Annotated in this window: 19 protein-coding genes; 13 read left to right on the forward strand and 6 right to left on the reverse strand. The window is 65.0% G+C overall.

The genetic code is table 11. The features are described from left to right. The first annotated feature begins 161 nt into the window (after positions 1–161). Positions 162–638 (forward strand): DUF5709 domain-containing protein, encoded by a 477-nt coding sequence (locus VIQ49_RS06715; protein ID WP_331882326.1) that lies wholly within the window; start codon positions 162–164, stop codon positions 636–638. A 91-nt stretch (positions 639–729) separates the two neighbouring features. On the opposite strand, the gene VIQ49_RS06720 is transcribed toward VIQ49_RS06715, so the two are convergent. Then, positions 730–1,740, reverse strand: a complete 1,011-nt coding sequence (locus tag VIQ49_RS06720; RefSeq protein WP_331882328.1) for a TIGR03617 family F420-dependent LLM class oxidoreductase — start codon at positions 1,738–1,740, stop codon at positions 730–732. 120 nt (positions 1,741–1,860) lie between these two features. On the opposite strand from VIQ49_RS06720, the gene VIQ49_RS06725 reads away from it, so the two are divergent. Continuing rightward, positions 1,861–2,913, forward strand: coding sequence for a zinc-binding metallopeptidase family protein (locus VIQ49_RS06725; protein WP_331882330.1), 1,053 nt, complete (start codon positions 1,861–1,863; stop codon positions 2,911–2,913). 267 nt (positions 2,914–3,180) lie between these two features. Here VIQ49_RS06725 and VIQ49_RS06730 read toward each other — a convergent pair whose 3' ends face one another. Both VIQ49_RS06730 and VIQ49_RS06735 read right to left on the reverse strand, forming a co-directional pair. Beyond that, the gene (locus tag VIQ49_RS06730) at positions 3,181–4,404 is read right to left on the reverse strand and encodes an acyl-CoA dehydrogenase family protein (protein ID WP_331882332.1); all 1,224 of its coding nucleotides are present in this window, start codon (positions 4,402–4,404) and stop codon (positions 3,181–3,183) included. Positions 4,405–4,491: 87 nt separating this feature from the next. Then, the gene (locus VIQ49_RS06735; RefSeq protein ID WP_331882334.1) at positions 4,492–5,859 is read right to left on the reverse strand and encodes an acyl-CoA dehydrogenase family protein; all 1,368 of its coding nucleotides are present in this window, start codon (positions 5,857–5,859) and stop codon (positions 4,492–4,494) included. Positions 5,860–6,144: 285 nt separating this feature from the next. Here VIQ49_RS06735 and VIQ49_RS06740 point away from each other — a divergent pair, with 285 nt between their 5' ends. The 3 genes from VIQ49_RS06740 (at position 6,145) to VIQ49_RS06750 (ending at position 8,006) form a co-directional block, all read left to right on the forward strand. Then, complete coding sequence (locus VIQ49_RS06740; RefSeq protein ID WP_331882336.1) at positions 6,145–6,564, forward strand: NINE protein; 420 nt, start codon at positions 6,145–6,147, stop codon at positions 6,562–6,564. 5 nt (positions 6,565–6,569) lie between these two features. Beyond that, a complete protein-coding gene (locus tag VIQ49_RS06745; RefSeq protein ID WP_331882338.1) occupies positions 6,570–7,007 on the forward strand; it encodes a DUF2752 domain-containing protein in 438 nt (145 codons plus the stop codon). Between the two features lie 216 nt (positions 7,008–7,223). Continuing rightward, entirely contained in the window at positions 7,224–8,006 is a 783-nt protein-coding gene (locus tag VIQ49_RS06750) for a glycoside hydrolase family 16 protein (RefSeq protein ID WP_331882340.1), read from the forward strand. A 26-nt stretch (positions 8,007–8,032) separates the two neighbouring features. Here VIQ49_RS06750 and VIQ49_RS06755 read toward each other — a convergent pair whose 3' ends face one another. After that, the gene (locus VIQ49_RS06755; protein ID WP_331882342.1) at positions 8,033–8,695 is read right to left on the reverse strand and encodes an MBL fold metallo-hydrolase; all 663 of its coding nucleotides are present in this window, start codon (positions 8,693–8,695) and stop codon (positions 8,033–8,035) included. 29 nt (positions 8,696–8,724) lie between these two features. Next, positions 8,725–9,531, reverse strand: a complete 807-nt coding sequence (gene hisN, locus VIQ49_RS06760) for a histidinol-phosphatase (protein WP_331882344.1) — start codon at positions 9,529–9,531, stop codon at positions 8,725–8,727. Between the two features lie 84 nt (positions 9,532–9,615). Between hisN and VIQ49_RS06765 the strand changes: the two genes are divergently transcribed. From VIQ49_RS06765 to VIQ49_RS06800, 8 genes are all read left to right on the forward strand, one after another. Further along, positions 9,616–10,023 carry a hypothetical protein gene (locus VIQ49_RS06765; RefSeq protein ID WP_331882346.1) on the forward strand — a complete coding sequence of 136 codons (408 nt, stop codon included), beginning with the start codon at positions 9,616–9,618 and terminating at the stop codon, positions 10,021–10,023. Positions 10,024–10,072: 49 nt separating this feature from the next. After that, complete coding sequence (prfB, locus tag VIQ49_RS06770; RefSeq protein ID WP_331882348.1) at positions 10,073–11,188, forward strand: peptide chain release factor 2; 1,116 nt, start codon at positions 10,073–10,075, stop codon at positions 11,186–11,188. A 102-nt stretch (positions 11,189–11,290) separates the two neighbouring features. Further along, positions 11,291–12,229, forward strand: a complete 939-nt coding sequence (locus VIQ49_RS06775; protein ID WP_331882350.1) for a mechanosensitive ion channel family protein — start codon at positions 11,291–11,293, stop codon at positions 12,227–12,229. Beyond that, a complete protein-coding gene (locus VIQ49_RS06780) occupies positions 12,226–12,684 on the forward strand; it encodes a hypothetical protein (protein WP_331882352.1) in 459 nt (152 codons plus the stop codon). The genes VIQ49_RS06775 and VIQ49_RS06780 overlap by 4 nt, the downstream gene beginning before the upstream one ends. Before the next feature lie 85 nt (positions 12,685–12,769). Next, positions 12,770–13,459 carry a cell division ATP-binding protein FtsE gene (gene ftsE / locus VIQ49_RS06785; RefSeq protein WP_331882354.1) on the forward strand — a complete coding sequence of 230 codons (690 nt, stop codon included), beginning with the start codon at positions 12,770–12,772 and terminating at the stop codon, positions 13,457–13,459. A 97-nt stretch (positions 13,460–13,556) separates the two neighbouring features. Next, complete coding sequence (ftsX, locus tag VIQ49_RS06790) at positions 13,557–14,462, forward strand: permease-like cell division protein FtsX (protein WP_331882356.1); 906 nt, start codon at positions 13,557–13,559, stop codon at positions 14,460–14,462. Between the two features lie 110 nt (positions 14,463–14,572). Continuing rightward, positions 14,573–15,046 carry an SsrA-binding protein SmpB gene (gene smpB / locus VIQ49_RS06795; RefSeq protein WP_331882358.1) on the forward strand — a complete coding sequence of 158 codons (474 nt, stop codon included), beginning with the start codon at positions 14,573–14,575 and terminating at the stop codon, positions 15,044–15,046. 98 nt (positions 15,047–15,144) lie between these two features. Further along, a complete protein-coding gene (locus VIQ49_RS06800; protein ID WP_331882360.1) occupies positions 15,145–16,113 on the forward strand; it encodes an alpha/beta hydrolase family protein in 969 nt (322 codons plus the stop codon). Between the two features lie 87 nt (positions 16,114–16,200). Here the strand turns inward: VIQ49_RS06800 and VIQ49_RS06805 are convergent, their stop codons facing one another. Continuing rightward, the gene (locus VIQ49_RS06805; RefSeq protein WP_331882363.1) at positions 16,201–20,073 is read right to left on the reverse strand and encodes a hypothetical protein; all 3,873 of its coding nucleotides are present in this window, start codon (positions 20,071–20,073) and stop codon (positions 16,201–16,203) included. Positions 20,074–20,282 lie beyond the last annotated feature (209 nt).

A 20,282-nucleotide genomic window follows, 5' to 3' on the forward strand; every position in this document is an offset into this window, starting at 1 on the left:
CAGGTTCAAATCCTGTCCCCGCTACGAAGGTCAAGAGGCCCTCGAGACATTGTCTCGGGGGCCTTTTGCGTTGCGTGGGATCGCTCACCGATCCCACGCCCCGCGGATCACGCAGCTGAGAGAAGGATGCGCGACGGCGATCCTGGTGGCATCGTGAAGTCATGACGAACCGTGATGGCACGCAGGAAGGCTCTACCGGGGAGTACAGCCTCGACGAGGACAGTCAGCTCCAACCCGGCGATACTCTCGACGACCGTGGCGTCGACGATGTCCTGGATGAGGGCTACTCACCACCGGATCGACCACCGGCGTCAGAGCGATTCGGGATGACCGCCGAGGAACAGGCGACCGGGGAAAGCCTGGCGCAGCATCTGGCCGAAGAAGAGCAGGACCCGTCGGCGACGGCCTACCAGCCCGACGAGGTCAAAGAAGACTGGCGCAGCGACGAGTCGGACAGCGATGCCGAGTTCCCCACTGGCAACGAGGTGGGCAATCTCCGCGCCGGACGCCTGATCGCACCCGATGAGGGCGGTGTCATCCACGATGTCCACGAACGTGTCGCGACCGATGCCGGTATCGACGGCGGTGGCGCTTCGGCTGAGGAAGCGGCCATGCACGTGATCGACACCGACGACTGACCCACAGATGGCACCGACCGCCCGCGCCGTGTGGGCATGGGTGATCGGTGGCTATCTCGCCGCGATCAGCTCGTTCGCCGCCGACCGTTGGCTAGGCGTCGTGAAGGGCCGTCACGAGATCTCGTAGATGGTGTGGGGGCAGGTCCTGTCCGGGGAAGTAACAGCAGACACGGTCGGCGATGGTGCCGAAGCGTTTGATGATCTGCGCCGCGCAGTCTTCGGGCGTGCCGGTCACCGATAGCTGACCGAGCAGGTTGTCGTCGATGAGATCGAACATGCGCGGGTAGTCGCCGGCTTTGGCCAGCGTCTGGAGTGTGCCCTGGAGGTCGGGACAGCCGGCCACCTCGAGGACGGGCCGGTACGCCGGCGTCGAGCCGTAGAACGCCAACAGTGCACGCACTCCGGCCACCGCCGTCGACATCTCCGTATCGGTGCGTCCGACACCGCAGATCACCTGCGGGATGATCTGCAGGTCGCTGCGGTCGCGACCCGATCGATCCAGACCGGCTTCGATGGCGGGGAGGGTGCGCTCGGTGAGGTGGTCGACCGAGTTGAACGGCATCACCAGCAATCCGTCGGCGACCTCGGCTGCGGTGCGGGTCATGATCGGGCCGAGGGCTCCCAGAAAGATCGGTGGTGGACCGAATTCGGAGGGGCCGGGATTGAACATCGGTGGCATGTAGGTGTGGCTGTAGAACTCTCCGGTGAAATCCAGTCGGGCGCCGTTCTGCCACGTGTCGAACACGGCCCGGATCGCATCGACCTGCTCGGCCATCCGGGCCGCGGGCCGCGACCACGGCGTCCCGTAGCGGCGCACGATATGGGTCTTGACCTGTGATCCCAGACCGAGCCGAAACCGTCCTCCGGTCTGTGTCTGCAGATCCCAAGCCATGTGTGCAAGGTGAACAGCACTGCGCGGCAGAGCGATTGCCACATTGGTCATCATGTCGACCTGAACCCGCGTTGCCGCCTCGACCAGGGGGAAGAAGACATCGTGGGGACCTTCGAAGGTGAACAGCCCGTCGATACCCGACGCGGTGAGTGCTTCGGCGCGATCGGCGCAGCCACCCGGCGGGGCATCGAGCTGGATCTCGATTTTCATACTCCGACGTAAACACGAGCCGAGGGTGTGGGGAACCCGAATCGAGAGGTTGGTCAGATGTTCACGAATTGATGGGCAATGTGCGGCACGTGATCACGCGCCATATGTCAGTCTGTGGGAATGCGCGCTTTCGACTGTCCCGAGTGTGGTGGACCGGCTCCGTTCGAGGCACAGAGTTGCCCCACCTGCCAGGTACCGCTTGCCTTTCACCTGCCCTCGAAGAAGCTTGTGGCCATACCGGGTGACTCGGTGACGATCGACGACACCCGGCTGCTCCGATGCTCGAACTGGGCATGGGAATGCAACTGGCTGGTCGCCGACGACTCCGGAAGTGGGCAATGCTTCGCCGGATCCTTCATTCGTCAGCGGCCGGAAGGTGATGACACCCTGGCGCTGGAGAAGTTGGCGGAGACAGCGAAGTCGTTGCGCCGGTTGCTCATCCAGCTGATCGAACTGGAGCTGCCCGTCGAGCCCTACTTCCGCCAGGATCGTGGGCTGGCTTTCGATCTGCTGTCGAGTCGTACCTCCGGCACCCCCGTGGTGATCGGGCATTCCCGCGGAGTGATCACCATCGACCTCGCCGAATCGCTGGACGCGTATCGGGAATCCCTACGGGTGAGCCTGGGCGAACCGTACCGGACGATGCTCGGCCACTTCCGGCACGAAGTCGGTCACTACTACCAGAGCATTCTCGTCGAAAACGGCCGGATGATCGACGAATGCCGCGACCTGTTCGGTGACGAGCGCGCGAGCTACGCCGACGCGATCGAGCGGCATTACAAGTTCGGGGCACCGGAGGGATGGGAGCGGTCCTACATCTCCGAGTACGCGACCATGCATCCGTGGGAGGACTTCGCGGAGTGCTTCGCCCACTATCTGCACATTGCGGACACCCTGGAGACGGCGGCCGAGTCGGGTCTGGTGATCCAGTCGGAGCGAGCCAGGTGGAACCTGGCTGCCGACGTCGTGCCCCGGACCGACTACTCGGGAAGCACCATCGAGGCGGTACTCGCGGACTGGCAGACCCTCGCCGGCGTCTTCAACCGGATCAACCAGTCGATGGGTAAACGTGACCTGTACCCGTTCACGATCTCCGAACCGGTTGTCCGGAAGCTGGAGTTCGTGCACCGGGTGGTGGTCACCGCCGGCGCCCGGCGCCCCGTCTCGGCCTGAACCAGGCGCTCAGGTCAGGTGTAGAGGTTCTGGCCGCACACCGGCCATGCGCCGACGCCCTGTGTCGCGAGGACGTTTTCGGCCCTGGTTCTTCCTCCTCGCACCGCGGCGCCCGAATCTCGGCTGCCGACAGTGGCCCGATGTGGAAAGCGGGCTGTCGAAAGTGGTTGTGCCCCAGAGTGCAGAGAGTCCCGCCGGCTACCCCTCGATGCCGCGGGACTCTCTGTTGCCTGGTGAACTCGCCTACGGTGAGCTACCGGTGGACTGTCACTTCAGTTCGGCGCTGCTCTTTCCGAGAACCCGGCGAGCGATGATCAGGTTCTGGATCTGCTGGGTACCTTCGAAGATGTCGAGGATCTTCGAGTCGCGCGCCCACTTCTCGAGCAGGAGACGCTCCGAGTAGCCCAAGGTTCCGGCGAGTTCCACGGTCTTCGTGGTGACATCGGTGACGGTGCGTCCGGCCTTGGCCTTTGACATCGAGGCCTCTTTGGAGTTGGGCTCCTTGTTATCGGCCATCCACGCCGCGCGCAACGAATGCAGGTACGCCGCTTCGTAATCGGCTTCCATCCGGATGAACTCCGCGGCCGCGGCATGCTGGTTGTTGACCGGCTTGTCGTAGTCGATCTCGACCCCGGCGTCCTCGAGCAGCTTCCGCAGCTCCTCGAGTGCCGCGCGGGTGACACCGACAGCCATCGCGGCCACCAGTGGACGGGTGTTGTCGAAGGTCTGCATGACCCCGCCGAAACCCTTCTTGACATCGACTTCTGGTGAGCCGAGCAGGTTTCCGGCCGGGACGCGGACGTTGTCGAATCGCAATACGGCGGTGTCGGACACCCGGATGCCGAGCTTGTGCTCCAGGCGCACCACGGTGAGCCCTTCGCTCTCGCGCGGGACGACGAAGCTCTTGATGGCCGCCCGGCCCAGGCTCTTGTCGACGGTCGCCCACACGACGATGTGGCTGGCCCGCGAGCCGGCGGTGACAAAGATCTTCTCGCCGTTGATCAGGTAGTCGTCGCCATCACGGGTCGCCGTGGTGGACACCGCCGCAGAGTCGGACCCGAAACTCGGTTCGGTGATGGCCATCGCGGCCCATACCTTGCCGAACTCGACGAGCTGCTCATCGGTTGCGACCGCGGCGATGGCGGCGTTGCCCAGGCCCTGGTACGGGATGGTCAGCATCATTCCGGCGTCGCCCCAGCAGGTTTCGAGCGCATTGAGCACCGACTGCATGTTGCCGCCGTTGACGACGGCACCGGCCGGAAGATCCTTTTTTTCCTTCTTCTGGCTGCGGCCGCCGTCGGCACCTGCACCGGCGGCACCGGCCTCGGAGAGTCCGTCGTAGAGGCTCGCCAGGGTGTCGAGCTCGACCGGGTAGTCGTGCTCACGCAGGTCGTACTTGCGGGAGATGGGCCGGAAGATCTGGGCCGCGGCCTGATGCGCCTGATCGACCGTCGTGTTCAGCTTCCGCGGAAGCTCGAGATTGATAGCCATAGCTCTTGTCTTTCAGTGAGATCGGACGTCAGAGACGTGGAATCGGAAGCAAGGTGGGTGAGGTGGGTGAGGGAGCGGGCAGTGTCCTCAGAGGACGACGATGCCCTCACCGATCGCGGCACCGCGCAGGTCGCGGAACCAGCGTTCCACGGGGTGCTCCTTGGTGAATCCATGGCCGCCGAGCAACTGCACGCCGTCGGATCCGATCTGCATGCCCTTGTCCGCGGTGAGCTTGCGGGCCAATGCGGCCTCGCGGGCAAATGAGAGTCCCTGTTCGGCGCGGGCGGCGCCGCGGAGGGTGACCAGGCGGATCGAGTCGAGCTCGGTTGCCATGCCCGCCACCATGAATGCCACGGCCTGACGGTTGGAGATCGGCTCACCGAACGCCTCGCGCTCGTTGACGTAGGGGATGACGTAGTCGAGGACGGCGTGCGCGGTACCCACTGCCAGCGACGACCAGCCCAGGCGGGCGAGCCGGACGACGTCGCGGTAGGCGGCGTAGGCGGCTTCACCTTCTTCTTCGCCCAGCAGCGCACCGGTCGGTACGGTGACATCGGTCAGCAGCAACCGGCCCATCCCGGCGGCGCGGACGCCCATACCGGGATCGGCTTCGACCACAAGCCCCTTGGCGCTCGACTCGACGATGAACAGTGCGGGCCGTCCGTCGAGCTGTGCGCCGATGATGAACAGCTCCGACGATGCGGCGGCCGGCACAAACGACTTGACGCCGCTGAGCCGGTATCCGCTGGGCACCCGGGTTGCCTTGGTCTGCAATGACATCGCGTCGAACAACGGCCGCGGTTCGGCGATGACGACGGCCGATTGCGGCACGTTCTCACCGGCGAATGCGGGCAGGTAAGTCTTCTGCTGGGCGTCGCTGCCGAACTGGGTGAGGGTGGTGGCCACACCACTCGGGGCCAGCAGGGGCAGCGCCAGGCCCATGTCGCCGTACGCCATCGCTTCGGCGACGAGCGAGTTCGTGACCACACCGCGCTCACTGGCGGCGCCGTCGAACTCTTCGGGAACATTCACCATCGTGATTCCCAATTCGGCACTGCGGGTGAGGATTTCGTCCGGAATGGCGGCTGCGGCATCCGCGTCGTAGGCGGCGGGGCGCAGGATCTCCGTGGCGAACTCCTTGACGGTGTCCGTGATCATCTTCTGTTCGTCGTCGGGGTACAGGTTGAAGTAGTCCCGGGGGGTGGTGGTCAGGCGCTTGGCCTTGTCGCCGCCCTGGGCTGCCGCGAACGCTCGGGTGGCCGCACCGATGGTCTTGAATCCGGTCTTGGTGCCCTCGTACGCAATTCGGTTGAGTGGCTCGCGAATCTTGTACTTGTCGGCGAACTCGGAGCCCGTCACCGTGGTCAGTACCCGCATTGCGGTACCGATGGCGCTACGGCGATGGGGGTTCTTGCCAACAGCGGACGTGTCGCGGGGCTCGGTATGAGTGCTCATTCTCACCAGCTTGTCTCGTGCGTGTACGGGGCGTGATGCCTGTCCGGACGAAGCCCGGACAGGGTGATCTTACTGATCGGTAAGAACTACCTTACTTCGGAGTAAGGTGTTTGTCACGCGGTCGGCGCCGGGGCTGGAGGGCTTTGGTGCTTTGGACAGCTAAATACTCGGCAGCCGCCAACTATCGTCGCTGGTCAGGCTACTGTTCCAAGGGAGTCATTCAATCGATGACTTTTTTCGGCGTGGGGTGCCCAACCGCGCCTTCTGTGCCTTAGTGTTCCCTCCATGACACAACCTCCTCCCGGCTTCCCGCCGCAGCCGCCCCAGCCGATGGGTGGCCCTCAGAACGACACGTTCTTCGTCTCGCTGTTCGGCCAGGAACAGGGCCCGATGGGCTACCAGGATCTGGCCGGGTTGGTCCGCTCCGGTCAGGTGAAGCCCGAGACCCAGGTCCGGACCCAGGCGAGCAACTGGTTCCCGGTGTCTCAGGTGCCCGGGCTCTTCTCGTCCAAGGAATGGCTGACCGCCCTGCTGATCTCGGTCTTCGTCGGCGGCTTCGGCATTGACCGCTTCTACCTCGGCTACACCGGCCTGGGTGTTGCAAAACTGCTCACCTGTGGTGGGCTGGGTATATGGACACTCATCGACATCGTGCTCATCGCGATGCGCAAGGTGACCGACTCGGACGGCCTGCCACTGAAGTGACGGCCTTGTCGACGACGCCGGACCGGCAGCGCCCCGAACGAGCTGTTCGGGTCGCCGCCGGTGTCGGTGCCGCGGCGATCGTCACGGCCTTCGCCGTCACCCCGGCTCTGAGTACGTCCGGTCCGACCCTCTGCCCGATGCGGCTGATCACCGGCCTGCCCTGTCCCGGTTGTGGTTTGACCCGCAGTTGGACGGCGGCCGCGCACGGCCACTTCGCCGATGCCCTTTCGTACAACCTCTTCGGCCCGATCAGCCTGATCGCCGTCGCCGCCTTTGTCGGTGCGGTGGCCGTGCTGCAGTTGAGACGACGTCCGACGACGCCGGTGGTGAGGTTCCTGCGGCATCGGTTGGTCGCGGCTGTTGTCGCGCTCTGGATTCTGTACGCGCTCGCCCGGGCGGTCGATGGGATCGCCGGAAGTGGGATCTTTCCCGACGTTGCCTGACCGCCCGCCGGTCAGATGGTCATATTCGCTCCGAGGCGTTGTCGGGGCGATCTGGATATCTGCACTGTGTTCTACGTCGCTGTGGATTCTGGTACGGCTGTATACAATCGGTTGGCGTTCTGACCAGTTTTCACCATGATTACCCGGACATCACGCAATGGCACGATCAATTGCAATGGCGGAATTGTTCTGCGGGATGTCTGGAGGTTGACATATATGGCTGTCGTACGCAGATTTCGGCGTGTGGTCGGGGTGATGATCGGAATCGTTCCGCTGATGTTGTTCGGGGTGGAACCGGCGCTCGCCGCACCCCTGGACTTCGGATCGTCCGGCTCCGGCTCTGCGGGTTCGGCTGGTTGTACGGCCACGGCCGCCGAACGGCATGGATGGGGCACCCCGGATCGGTCGGAAGATTTCGACCACGCGTCGTCGCTGAACAATTGGTTGGTCTACGACGGCCCCGGCCACGTCAACAACGGGCGTCGTACCCCGGACGCGGTCACCGTATCCGACGGAAGTCTGGTGATCAGTGCCGATCTGGCCGGGAATTCCGGTGGGCTGACCCCGAATTGGGGCGGACGTATGCACGGCCGCTGGGAGATCTGTGCACGGTCGACGATCGCCGGACCGGCGTGGACCGCTGCCGCGCTGCTGTGGCCCGATGCCGAGGACTGGCCTGCAGGCGGCGAAGTCGACTTCATGGAGATCTCCGACCCGACCAGACAAACCGTCAGCTACTTCCTGCACTGGGGCGCCGAGAACCACATCGAACAACACACCACGATCGTCGATGCCACGCAGTGGCACAGTTGGGCGGTCGAATGGACGCCGCAACGGATCACCGTGTTCCGGGACGGAATCGCCTGGGGAGCGAGCGTCGACGTCAACCGGCTTCCGCCGAGGCCGATGCACCTCACATTGCAACTCGACAATTTTGGTGGAATCACTTTTCCGGCCGGAAGAATGTTTGTGGATCGGGTCGCCGAATATCCGCTGTGACGTTCTGGACCGGGCAGTCGGATACCTCAGTTCACGGTCAGCGAATCCTCATTGGGTAAGACGATGAATTCGGTGGTCGGATTGCTCATTTCCGACAACCGCGCATAGTGCATCTTCAGGCCGGCATTCGACAGCAGGCCCTGATGAATCGGGAAGCTCAGGCGCGGGCTCACCGCGCGGAGATAGTCGACCGCCTCGCTGATCTTCATCCAGGGAGCCATCGTCGGCATCGCGAGGACGTCCACCTTCTCCTGCGGGACGAACAGCGAATCACCCGGATGCATGAGCTGAGCTGGATTGTTGTTGTCGCCCAGCAGGTATGCGACGTTGTCGATGGTGGGGATGTCCGGGTGGATCACCGCGTGGGTGCCGCCGGTGATGCGTGCGGTGAGGTCGCCGATGGTGAACTCGTCGCCTGGGTGCGCCGCAGTCCAGGTGCCCGCCACGTCGTCGCCGTTGAGCTGTGCGGTCGTCTGGGGGTCGGCGTACAGCACGGCGCCGGGGTTGCCGGCCACCAGATCCGGCAGGGCCGCGGTGTCGACGTGATCGGGATGCTGATGGGTGATGAGGATGGCGTCGAGGCCCGTGACACCGGTGAACCCGTGCGAGAAGTTGCCCGGATCGAACAGGATCTTGGTGCCGCCCTGGTCGACGAGGATGCAGGAATGCCTGAAGTGTGTGATCTGCATGAAACCAAGTATGCGCCCGGAGGAGGGGGTCAGGGGCGGGTCAGCGCCGCCAGCACCTCGGGCTGCAGAACGCCGTTGGAGGCGACAGCGCTGCCCTGATGCGGCCCTGCGATCCCGTCGAGGCCGGTGAAGGTGCCTCCGGCCTCACGAACGAGGACGTCGAGCGCAGCGAGATCCCACAGCGACACCTCCGGTTCGGCGGCGATGTCGACCGCTCCTTCGGCCACGAGGCAGTAGTTGTAGAAGTCGCCGTAGCCCCGGACCCGCCAGACGGAGTCGGTGAGTTCGACGAACTGATCCCGGACACCCCGGTCGTGCCACCCCGACAAGCTCGAAAACGCCAGGCTCGCCGACGAGAGGTCGGACACCTGCGATACCCGGATGCTCCGGACCTCGCCGTCGGGGGACTGGGCGAACGCCCCGGCGCCGGCGCCGGCCCACCATCGCCGGCCCAGCGCAGGTGCACTGACGACGCCGATCTGCGGAACACCGTCGACGAGCAGCGAGATGAGGGTGGCCCACACGGGCACGCCGCGGACGAAGTTCTTGGTGCCGTCGATCGGATCGATCACCCACTGCCGTCCGGTCAGGGCCACATCGCCACCGAACTCCTCGCCGAGGACCGCGTCGTCGGGCCGGATCTGCCGCAGTTCGTCCCTCAGGCTCGTCTCGACGGCCAGATCGGCGTCGGACACCGGGGTGAGATCGGGCTTGGAGTCGACCCGCAGATCGATGGCGCCGAAGCGGTCGATGGTGATGATATCGGCGAGTTCGGCCAGCGACAGCGCGAGCTCCAGGTCACTCAACACGTTCTTCAGGCCACTTGAGTCCGTCACGGGCTCCCACGTTACTAGCAAGTGGGCATCGGGCCCGTGACACTAACCTGAAACAACCAACCCACGACGGAGGAGCCGCCGGCCATGTTCGAGATCATCATCATCCTCATGTTCGCGGCGGTCCTGGGAGCTGTCCTCGTCCAATGGCGACGTTCACGCCCCGGTCAGCCGCCTGCCGGAGCGGTCGGAGACCCACGTTTCACCAACCGTGTGCCCGGCACCCTGAAGGTGACGGGCGTGTCCGACAAGCCGATCGAGGGCGACAAGAACAACCAGGTCTTCTGCACGGTGTCGGGAACCATCACCGGCCCGGACACCTCTCCGACCGACGTTTACGGGCGTTTCGTGGTGACCATGGCGATGAGCTGGCCGTCGATCGGCGACGAGATCCCGGTGACCTACAAGCCCGGTAAAGCGGAGTCGACCTGGCAGATCGCCGGCCCGATCGGCGACGAACCCGGTGGCGCCGGACCCAACCTGCGTAAAGACTGAGAACTGCGCAGATAGGACTCTGCCCCCGAGACCGGTAGCCTGAGTGATCGTGCATCCAGACGTTTCCTCAGACCTCGACGCCCTCGATTCGACCCTCACCACAGTGGAGAAGGTTCTCGATCTCGAGGAGCTCCGACGACGGATCAGCGAGCTCGAGCATCAAGCCGCGGATCCGGAGCTGTGGAACAACCAGGATCACGCCCAGAAGGTGACCAGCGAGCTCTCCCACGCGCAGACAGAACTGCGTCGGGTCTCCGAGCTCCGGCAGCGCGTCGAGGACATGCCGCTGCTGTATGAGCTCGCCGAATCCGAAGAAGGCGCCGACCGCGCCGAGGCGTTGGCCGACGCCGACGCCGAGCGCGCATCACTGCGCGCCGACATCGAGGCGATGGAAGTCAAGACCATGCTCGCGGGCGAATACGACCACCGTGACGCACTGGTGAACATCCGTTCCGGCGCCGGCGGTGTGGATGCCGCCGACTGGGCCGAGATGTTGATGCGCATGTACATCCGCTGGGCCGAGAAGCACGACCACAAGGTCGAGGTCTATGACACGTCCTACGCCGAAGAGGCCGGACTCAAATCCGCGACGTTCGCGGTCAAGGGGCCGTACATGTACGGCACACTCTCCATCGAGATGGGCACCCACCGGCTGGTGCGGATCAGCCCGTTCGACAACCAGGGTCGCCGCCAGACGTCGTTCGCCGAGGTCGAGGTGCTCCCTGTGGTCGAAACCACAGACCACATCGACATCCCGGAAACCGAAGTGCGCGTTGATGTTTACCGTTCATCGGGCCCGGGCGGGCAGTCGGTCAACACCACGGACTCCGCTGTGCGGCTCACCCACATTCCGACAGGTATCGTGGTGACTTGTCAGAACGAGAAGAGCCAATTGCAGAACAAGGCGGCCGCGATGCGCGTGCTGCAGGCAAAACTTCTCGAACGTAAACGCAAAGAAGAGCGCGCTGAAATGGACGCTCTCAAGGGCGACGGCGGATCCAGCTGGGGCAACCAGATGCGGTCGTACGTATTGCATCCGTACCAGATGGTGAAAGACCTGCGGACCGAGTTCGAGGTCAACAACCCGACCGCGGTGCTCGACGGCGACATCGACGGATTCATCGAGTCGGGTATCCGGTGGAGGATGGCCCAGAACGACGCCTGATCCGGCAGGGCACCCGCGAAGCCGGACGGTGGATCTGCACAACGCGCATGATCTGTCCGCGGCCACCGCCGCCCTCACACGATCTGGAGGATCACACGAGTGATGCATGACGTCAGCGCTCTTGTCACGGCTGCCCCGGACGGGTGGTTCGGATCAGATCGTCTGATCCGCTGGCTCTCACTGGAGGGTCTGTCGATCCTGCTCTGGGTCCTCGGAGCCCTGTTGGCGACCCGGTTCATCCAGTGGACGGTCAACAAGGTCACCACCCGGATCGACGCGGGCTTCACCGAATCCGATGCGCTGGTGCGGTCGGAGGCCATCAAACATCGTCATTCCGTCGCCCAGGTGATCGCCTGGGGTGCCATCGCGATCGTGTACATCATCGCCGGCTTCAGCATCGTCAGGGAACTCGGTGTGCCCATCACGGGGTTCGTGGCCCCGGCCACCGTGCTCGGCGCCGCACTGGGTTTCGGAGCCCAGCGCATCGTGCAGGACCTGCTCTCCGGCTTTTTCATCATCACCGAGAAACAATACGGATTCGGTGACGTGGTCTCCCTGGCGATCCTGGGTTCGACGGAACCGGCCGAGGGCACTGTCGAAGACGTCACTTTGCGCATCACCAAGTTGCGGTCGGCGGACGGCGAGATGATCACCATCCCCAACGGACAGATCGTGAAGGCGATCAATCTGTCGAAGGACTGGGCGCGCTCGGTGGTCGATATCCCCCTCCCGATCGGGGTCGACATGGGCCGGGTCAACGACCTCATCGCCCAGATCGGGCACCAGGCGTTCAACGACCCCCGCATGAAGAAGCTGTTGCTCGATGAGCCGACCGCGATGGGTGTCACCGACATCGAGGTCGACACCATGACGGTGCGGATCGTGGCACGAACGTTGCCGGGCCGTCAGTTCGAGGTCAGCCGTGACCTGCGATCGCGACTCGTCCGGGCATTCGGCCGCGCCGGTATCGCGTTGGCGCCGGGATCGGCGATCGAAACCGGCGGGGTCGAACCCTCCGTCGCCGAGGAGGGAACCCGATGAGCGAGCAACACTCCGGTTCCACATCCGCCCAATCGCAATCAGAACCCAAGAAGTCGTTGTCAGAGCGCATCCCGCGCCGGCTGTTCCACGGCAAGGTCCGGACCACCACAGCGGTCCTGGTGGTGCTGTTCCTCGGAGCGTTGATGCTCTACGGCCAGCGATCCGATCACTACGACACGGTCGACGAGCAGAACCGGCAGGCGAGGCTGTCCGAGGTACAGCAACCCCGGACCACCACTCCGGAATCCGAGGTGCCGGTGCCCGAGCCCGAATACACCGAGACGCCGGAGACCACCACCACGGAACCCTCGACAACCGAGACCACCGAACCGGTCGACCCGACGGAGCAGCAGGAAACGACATCGGTGCCACCCCCTCAGTCCACGTCGCAGTCGACTCGGGGCGGCGGATTCCTGCCTCCATGGGAACTGCCGACGATCAGTCCCGCCCGGTGAACCGGGGAGAACCCGCGAACTGCTCACCACCGGGACGGGCAAGCCGCACCGGGTTGCCGGCGATCCGTGGTTACACTGGCAGACCGTGATCAGCGTCAAGAATGTGACGATGCAATACAAGGCATCGACCCGGCCCGCTCTGCGGGATCTGTCCCTCGACGTCGACAAAGGCGATTTCGCGTTTCTCATCGGGCCCTCCGGATCGGGCAAGTCGACCTTCTTTCGACTGCTCTTGAAGGAAGACAAACCCACCACCGGTGACGTCTACGTCGGAGACTTCCACGTCAACAAGCTGCCGAGCCGCAAGGTCCCGAAGCTGCGGCAGTCGGTGGGCTGTGTGTTCCAGGACTTCCGGCTGTTGCAGCAGAAGTCGGTGGCCGAGAACGTCGCATTTGCCCTCGAGGTCATCGGGAAGCCCCGCAGCACCGTCGACAAGGTGGTTCCCGAGGTCCTCGAATACGTCGGGTTGTCCGGCAAGGCCGACCGCATGCCGTACGAGCTCTCCGGCGGTGAGATGCAGCGTGTGGCGATCGCGCGCGCCATCGCGAACCGGCCGCTGCTCCTACTCGCCGACGAGCCGACCGGAAACCTCGATCCCGACACCAGCCGCGAGATCGTCGAGGTCCTCGATCGGGTGAACCGCCGCGGCACCACCGTGGTGATGGCCACCCATGACCGGGCGATCGTCGACTCGATGCGACGCCGCGTCCTCGAGTTCAGCAACGGCCGCCTCGCCCGTGACGACGAGCACGGTGTCTACGGCCTCGGTGGCTGACCAGCCGGCAGCGGCGGAGCTCAGCCGGGCCCGACCCGTGCACACCCAGTTACGCGTTTCACTTCTGTAGTCCCGACCGGGAGGACACCCGACTCACATGCGCGCGAGTTTCATATTCAGCGAGGTCCTGAACGGCCTGCGCCGCAACATCACCATGACCATGGCCATGATCATCACCACGGCCATCACCCTCGGTATGTTCGGCGCGGGCCTGCTCGTGGTCCAGATGGCGGACAAGACCCAGGACATCTTCCTCGATCGGGTGGAGATGCAGATCTTCATCTCCGATCAGGTGACCGACGCCGACCCGAACTGTCAGACCGCGCCCTGCCTGACGCTGCGTGAGCAGATCGAGGCGGCCGATGGTGTCGACTCGGTGCAGTACATCGACCGGGCCGAGGCCTTCCGCGATGCGACGACCAAGACGTTTGCCAACAATCCGGACATCGCCGCACTGGTCCGCGAGGACACGTTGCCGGCGTCGTTCAAGGTCCGGATGGCCGACCCGGACCAGTTCGGGGCCGTACTCGACGAGTTCCGCGGTGCCGACGGCGTGGACAGCGTCCTCGACCAACGGGAACTGGTGAGCCGGATCTTCAGCGTGCTCGACGGCGCACGCAATGCGGCCTTCACCATCGCACTGGTACAGGCGATCGCCGCCATCCTGCTGATCGCCAACACGGTGCAGGTCGCGGCGTACACCCGCCGCACCGAGGTGGGCATCATGCGGTTGGTGGGCGCCACTCGCTGGTATACCCAGCTGCCGTTCCTGCTCGAGGCGGTGATCGCCACCCTGGTGGGTTCGCTGCTGGCGATCGGTGGTCTGTTCGGGGCCAAGGTGCTGTTCTTCGACCGGGCACTCGAGGATCTCTACGGGGTCAACATCCTCGCCAAGATCGGCGTCTCGGATGTGGTGTTCGTGGCGCCGTGGCTGATCATCATCGGCGTGGTGATGTCGAGCCTGACCGCCTACGCGACGCTGCGGTTCTACGTCCGCGAATAAAGGATGCGACACCCCGGCCCCGCGATGTGTATTGTTGCGGGGCCATCGAAGTCGTCGTCGACATCGATATGACTGCAACCATTGATGCAAACCGAGAGTAGGTGACGAGGATGAAGGAAAAGGGCCGCAAGGCAATTGCCACGAACCGTAAGGCGCGGCACAACTATGCCATCCTCGACACGTACGAAGCCGGTGTCGCTCTCGTGGGTACCGAGGTGAAGAGCCTGCGCGACGGGAAGGCGTCCCTCGCCGATGCGTTCGCGACCGTCGACAACGGTGAGGTGTGGCTCCGTGGGTTGCACATCCCGGAATACGGCAACGGATCCTGGACCAACCACGCGCCGCGGCGCAGTCGCAAATTGCTCCTGCACCGCAAAGAGATCGACGGCCTGGTCGGCAAGATCCGCGACGGCAATCTGACGCTGGTTCCGCTGTCGATGTACTTCAACGACGGCAAGGTGAAGGTCGAACTGGCTCTGGCCCGCGGCAAGCAGGCCCACGACAAGCGTCATGATCTGGCCAAGCGGGACGCCGAACGCGAGGTCACCCGGGAACTGGGTCGTCGCGTGAAGGGCATGCGCTGAGCGCTCCATCTCGATGGGGTGAGAGTTTGATATCGACCCGGTGACGCCCGGGTGATTCGGTTTGCGACGACGACAACCCGTCGGGTTCAGTGGAACGCGTGAGCATCCTGGGGGGTTTGTCGCGTCGTCTGGCGCTGATTGTTGTTGTCGCAGTGGGCGCGATGTGCCTGACCGCCGGCCCGGCTGCTGCCGCACCCGCCGCCGTCACGGGCGTTCAGCAGGTCACCGCCCAACTCTCGATCATCTACGTGTACTCGCCGTCGATGAACCGGGTGATACCCAATCAGGTTCTTCGCCCGGCGGGCAATGCCGCCGGGGCGCCCACCTTCTACCTCCTCAGCGGTAAAGGCGGTGGCACGGACGGCGACAGCTGGGTCGCACAGACCGACTACGAACGTTTCTTCGCCGGCAAGAAAGTGAATGTCGTGTCACCGCTGGGCGGCCGGTACAGCTGGTACACCGATTGGCGTGCCGCCGATCCCGTCATCGGGGTCAACAGCTGGCAGACCTACCTGACGCACGAGTTGCCTGCCGTACTCGATCGTGAGCTGAAAGCCAACGGCCGCAATGCGATCGCCGGACTGTCGATGAGCGGAGGTCCGGCACTCGATCTGGCGGGCCAGGCCCCCTGGCTCTATCGCGCGGTCGGGTCATACAGCGGATGTCCGTCCATCAGCAGCCCGTTCGGAATGGCGGCGGTGTCCGCGACCGTCGCGTCCGGTGGTGCCAACCCGTTCAACATGTTCGGGCTTCCGGGTGATCCGGCCTGGGTCGATCACGATCCCACGATGAATCCGAATCGGTTGCGCGACAAAGTCGTTTACCTCTCGGCGGCAACCGGGATCCCGAGCGGTGCGCCGGGGCTGTCGGCGGCGCCATTGTTCCTCGGTCCCAGTCAGGTCGAGTCGATCACCAGGGGATGCACCGACCAGATGGCAGCGAGTCTGCGACGGGCGGGCGTTGCGCACACCTACCGCGTCTTCGACACCGGCGCGCACACCTGGGGGTCCTTTGAACGCCAGATGCGTGACAGCTGGCAGGTGATCGGTCCCGCGATCGGTGCCTGACCCCGGGATCCGAACCCAGGCGAGGTGAAACACAGTGCGTGGCAAAATCTTTCAGTTCTGTCGAGGCTCGCCCGGATCGGATCCCGGCTACGACTCGTATCCCGGGCAGGTCTGGCGATAGGGGATGTCGGGCATGAGGTCTTTCCATTTGCTCTCGGTCATCGCGCCGGCGGTGGCCTGACAGAGGGCAGTGTTGGCCGTGACCTGGTGCGTCCACCAACGCAGCGCGCCATTCTCGCCGGCACCGGCCAGATGCTGGCCATCCGGGCTGAACGTGACCTTCCATCGGACGGTGCCCGGAGGCGTCACCGTTCGGCCCATCGCGGTCGGATGGGTCATGTTGCGCAGGTCCCACATGCGCACGGTCTGGTCGTCGCTGCCCGAGGCGAGCATGGCGCCACTCGGGTCGAATGTCACAGACCGCACCGTCGAATCGTGGCCGCCGATCCGCACGGCATTCGAATCGGAGTCGAGCTTCCAGAGCCGGATGGTCTGATCATCGCTGCCGGTCGCCGCCCAGTGTGAATCAGGACTGATGGCCACCGCGTTGATCGGTCCGGTGTGCCCCGGGTAGACCTGCGACATCGGGGCACCGCGGTGCAGATCCCAAAGGTGAAGGTTCTTGTCGCTGCTCGCGGCAGCCAGGTAACGGCCGTCGGGTGAGAACGTCACATCGTTGATCCACCCCTGCGGTCCGGTCAACGGTGCCCCGGACGGAGTGGGCTTGTTCCGGTCGGTCAGATTCCAGATCTGCACGCCCTGGTCGTCGAACGCGGTCGCCAGCAAGGAGGAGTCGGGCGAAAACGCGAGACCGTGCGTGTACCGGGCCCGCGACTGCAGCGGAACGCCCAACGGTTGCGGGGCGGAGGGCACCGAGACATCCCACAGGCGCACCTGACCGTTGCCCAAACCGGCGTAGGCCAACGTGCGACCGTCGCCCGACAGAGCGATGTTCTCGATCACCTGCGGTCCGTCGGGGTCCGGCAACAGGGCGATCGGGCGCGGGGCGAAGCCGACACTGGTCTCCCACATCCGCACCGTGCCATCGCGGGACCCCGTTGCCATCAGGGTCCCCGACGCGTTGAAGACCGGCTGGGCGACCCTGCCCGTGTGACCGAGGAGGGTTGCGGTGGGCAGAGTCCAGAACCGGATCGCACCGTCCTGGCCGCCGGTGATCAAACGGCCGGAAGGACCCGCGAACGCCACGGTGGTGAGCCCGCCACTGCTACCGGTCAGGGGTTGACCGAGCATCTCCGGCCGGGCCGGATCGATCAGGCTCCACACCTTGGCCGTTCCGTCCCAGCTCGCCGTCGCCAGCAGTGACCCGTCGTGGTTGAACTCGAGCGACCAGATGGCGGCGGCGTGGGCCTCGATAGGCGTGCCCAGGGGGGTGGTTGCCTCGCGGTTGGCCATCGACCACATCCGGAGCGTCTGGTCGTCACTCGCGGTCGCCAAGAGCGATCCGTCGGGGCTGAACCTGACCGCATGGACTGTCGCGTCGTAGCCGGTCATGGGCGATCCGAGCCGCGTCGGGATGGACGGGTCTGTGGTGTCCCAGACGATGGCGGTCCGGTCGTCGCTGCCGGTGACGAGTGTCTTGCCGTCCGGTGAGAAGGAGAGGCTACGCAGAGCGTCGGTGTGTCCGGCCAGTACCTGGGTCTGCCCGGTCTCCAGGTTCCACAGCCGGGCGGTGTGGTCGTCGCCGGCCGTGGCGATCCAGCGTGTGGCGCCGTCGGCTTCGGGGCGCACCGCAATCTGATAGACCGCACCGGTGTGGCCGGTGAGGGGTGTATCGGAGCGCAGGCGCGCATTGATCGGGTCAGCGACGTCCCACACCTGGATCACGCCGTTGCCGTCGCCGGAGAACAATGTCCTGCCGTCAGCCGAGTACTCGACGCTGGTGATCCACGACTGATGCCCGGTCAGCGGTGGCCCCACCGGGGTGGGCAGCCCCGCGCCGGATTCCTGCCACAGCCGAATCGTGCGGTCGTAGCTCGCGGTGGCGACGAGATCGCGGTTGTTGATCGCGACGTCGTAGACGGCACCTTCGTGTCCGTCCACCACACTCGCCAGCGCTGAGGTCTGCGTCCCCATCAGCAGTGCGCCCGGCCGGGGATCATCCGGACGTTGCTGTGCTGCGGCCAGTGACAGGCGGGCCGACACGGTGGGATCCACCGATTGCGACAACGCGGCCTGTGCCAGCAGCGCGTTGTATTGGGCGTCGGACCTATCGGCGTCGGCCTGACGTTGCTGGAGTACCGCGATGAGTGCCGCGGTGGCGGTTGTCATGAGCAGCACGACCAGGAGCAGTACCAGCCCGCGACGCACCCGCACGCCACGACGGCGAAAAGCCCGCGCGGCACTGAGGAATTCGGTGGTCGTCGGCGACACCGGACTGCGAGAGTTCTTCTGCCAGTCCGTCGTGGCCGCCAGGCGGGCGCCTCGGTAGAGCAGTGATCGTTCGTGGTCGTGGTGGTGCCAGTCGCGTGCGTCGGCATCGACACGTTGCCGGTGCAGTACGTCTTCGCGGTCGTCGTCGAGCCACTGCGACAACCGGGGCCAGGCCTCGATGACGGCCTCATGGGCGAGGGTGGTCCCGTGTTCGTCGTGGATGACCAGCCGGGCGTCGCTCAGGGTGTCGACGATGGCCGGCGCCTCCGGGTGCCGGCCTCGCAGTTCGTCGGTCGGGACGTGGCGCCGCGTCCCGCGCCCGTCCTCGCCGACGTGGACCATGTGCAGCAGGAGGTCGCGGGCCACGTCCCGCTGGGTATCGGTGAACTGCGACCAGCGCTCTTCGGCACTGAGCGTGATCGCACCGTGAACGCCTCCGGTTTCGCGGTATCCGGCGAGTGTGAGGGTGTTGCCGGTCCGGGCTTCCCAGGTGCGGTGCAGGGCATGTGCCAGCAGGGGCAGGACGCCGGGATCCGAAGGGACAGCTGTCGGGCGCCGGGATGTGACGCCGAGGTCGGACAGGATGACATCGACCAGACCGTCGGCGATCGAGAGTCCGACAGCGGTGGCCGGACCGACGATGGCGGCGGTGAGTTCCGCTCGCGACATCGGGCTCAGGACCACCTGGTTGTTCATGAGTGACTCGCTGAGGGCCGGCAGTTCGACGCACTGCTGGTAGAAGTCGGACCGCACCGCCACAACGACGCCGGCGAGATCGCGCCCGGGCAATTCGTGGAGTCCGGTCAGCATCGCGACGAACGTCGATCGCTCGTCGTCGTCGCAGGTGGTGAAGATCTCTTCGAACTGGTCGACCACGAGTACCCGCGGCATCTCGGAGCCGGTCGAGCTCAGGGCCTCGGCGAGTGCTTGTGTTGGTCGCGCGCCCGGCGTCATCGCTGTGACGCGGTACGCGCCGCCGATCGCGACGGCGAAACCCGCCTGCAGGAGCGAGGACTTACCGGAGCCGGACGCCCCGACCACAAATGTCAGTCGACCCGACCCCAGGTTGTCGGTGAATCTCTCGACCAGGGTCCTGATCGCGGCGACCCTGCCGAAGTAGAAGTCGGAATCGGAGTTCGACAGGGGAGTGAGTCCGGGGAACGGGCAGAGGTCCGGGCGATCGGGAACAGGTTCGTCGGCTGTTTTCGTGCGTGGCTCTTTGTCGATTGCCGGTGACGTCAGTGCCCGGTTCCACAGGTTGTGCCATTCGACCAGCGAGTAGAGGCCGCGGGACGGCGGGTCCGGGTGACGCTTCCTGGCGGCAGCGATCAGGACTCGAAGTGTGGCCGCCAGCGGGTCGAATTTGGCGGGGACGTTGCGTCCGGTTCGCCAGTCGGACAGGCGTTGGGGGGATACCGCGCCGGCGCGTGGCACGTCCCCGGTGAGCATTGCCGTGGATGCGCGCGAGGCGAGGGTTTTCAGGGCCGGTGATCCGGCGGTCTCGTGTAGCAGACGGAAGCGGGCCGCGAACTCGATGCGGGCGTCGCGGGTCTCGGTGCTCTGTGTCACTTCGTCCAACCCGATTCTGCCGATCTACAGGAAAGCCAACTGAGTATTCAACGAACCAACTTTGCGCGCAATTGATCGAGAGCGAAGTCACACAAACCCCCTTTGTTCAGGATCCGGACCGGACGGGCATTTCTGCCTTCTGAGCAGCGCACTTCAGATCCGGCGAGTTTCCGCACGGGTCGCGCAAAAGTCTCGCGGTGCAGATTAGG

Origin of the sequence: Williamsia sp. (assembly GCF_036566845.1) — a bacterium.
In the GTDB taxonomy this organism is placed as follows: domain Bacteria; phylum Actinomycetota; class Actinomycetes; order Mycobacteriales; family Mycobacteriaceae; genus Williamsia.

Excerpts from the sequence above, each read along its gene's own strand:
- VIQ49_RS06715 (WP_331882326.1), top strand. The coding sequence starts at position 162 with ATGACGAACCGTGATGGCACGCAGGAAGGCTCTACCGGGGAGTACAGC.
- VIQ49_RS06720 (WP_331882328.1), bottom strand. The coding sequence starts at position 1,740 with ATGAAAATCGAGATCCAGCTCGATGCCCCGCCGGGTGGCTGCGCCGAT.
- VIQ49_RS06725 (WP_331882330.1), top strand. The coding sequence starts at position 1,861 with ATGCGCGCTTTCGACTGTCCCGAGTGTGGTGGACCGGCTCCGTTCGAG.
- VIQ49_RS06730 (WP_331882332.1), bottom strand. The coding sequence starts at position 4,404 with ATGGCTATCAATCTCGAGCTTCCGCGGAAGCTGAACACGACGGTCGAT.
- VIQ49_RS06735 (WP_331882334.1), bottom strand. The coding sequence starts at position 5,859 with ATGAGCACTCATACCGAGCCCCGCGACACGTCCGCTGTTGGCAAGAAC.
- VIQ49_RS06740 (WP_331882336.1), top strand. The coding sequence starts at position 6,145 with ATGACACAACCTCCTCCCGGCTTCCCGCCGCAGCCGCCCCAGCCGATG.
- VIQ49_RS06750 (WP_331882340.1), top strand. The coding sequence starts at position 7,224 with ATGGCTGTCGTACGCAGATTTCGGCGTGTGGTCGGGGTGATGATCGGA.
- VIQ49_RS06755 (WP_331882342.1), bottom strand. The coding sequence starts at position 8,695 with ATGCAGATCACACACTTCAGGCATTCCTGCATCCTCGTCGACCAGGGC.
- VIQ49_RS06765 (WP_331882346.1), top strand. The coding sequence starts at position 9,616 with ATGTTCGAGATCATCATCATCCTCATGTTCGCGGCGGTCCTGGGAGCT.
- VIQ49_RS06775 (WP_331882350.1), top strand. The coding sequence starts at position 11,291 with ATGCATGACGTCAGCGCTCTTGTCACGGCTGCCCCGGACGGGTGGTTC.
- VIQ49_RS06780 (WP_331882352.1), top strand. The coding sequence starts at position 12,226 with ATGAGCGAGCAACACTCCGGTTCCACATCCGCCCAATCGCAATCAGAA.
- ftsX (WP_331882356.1), top strand. The coding sequence starts at position 13,557 with ATGCGCGCGAGTTTCATATTCAGCGAGGTCCTGAACGGCCTGCGCCGC.
- smpB (WP_331882358.1), top strand. The coding sequence starts at position 14,573 with ATGAAGGAAAAGGGCCGCAAGGCAATTGCCACGAACCGTAAGGCGCGG.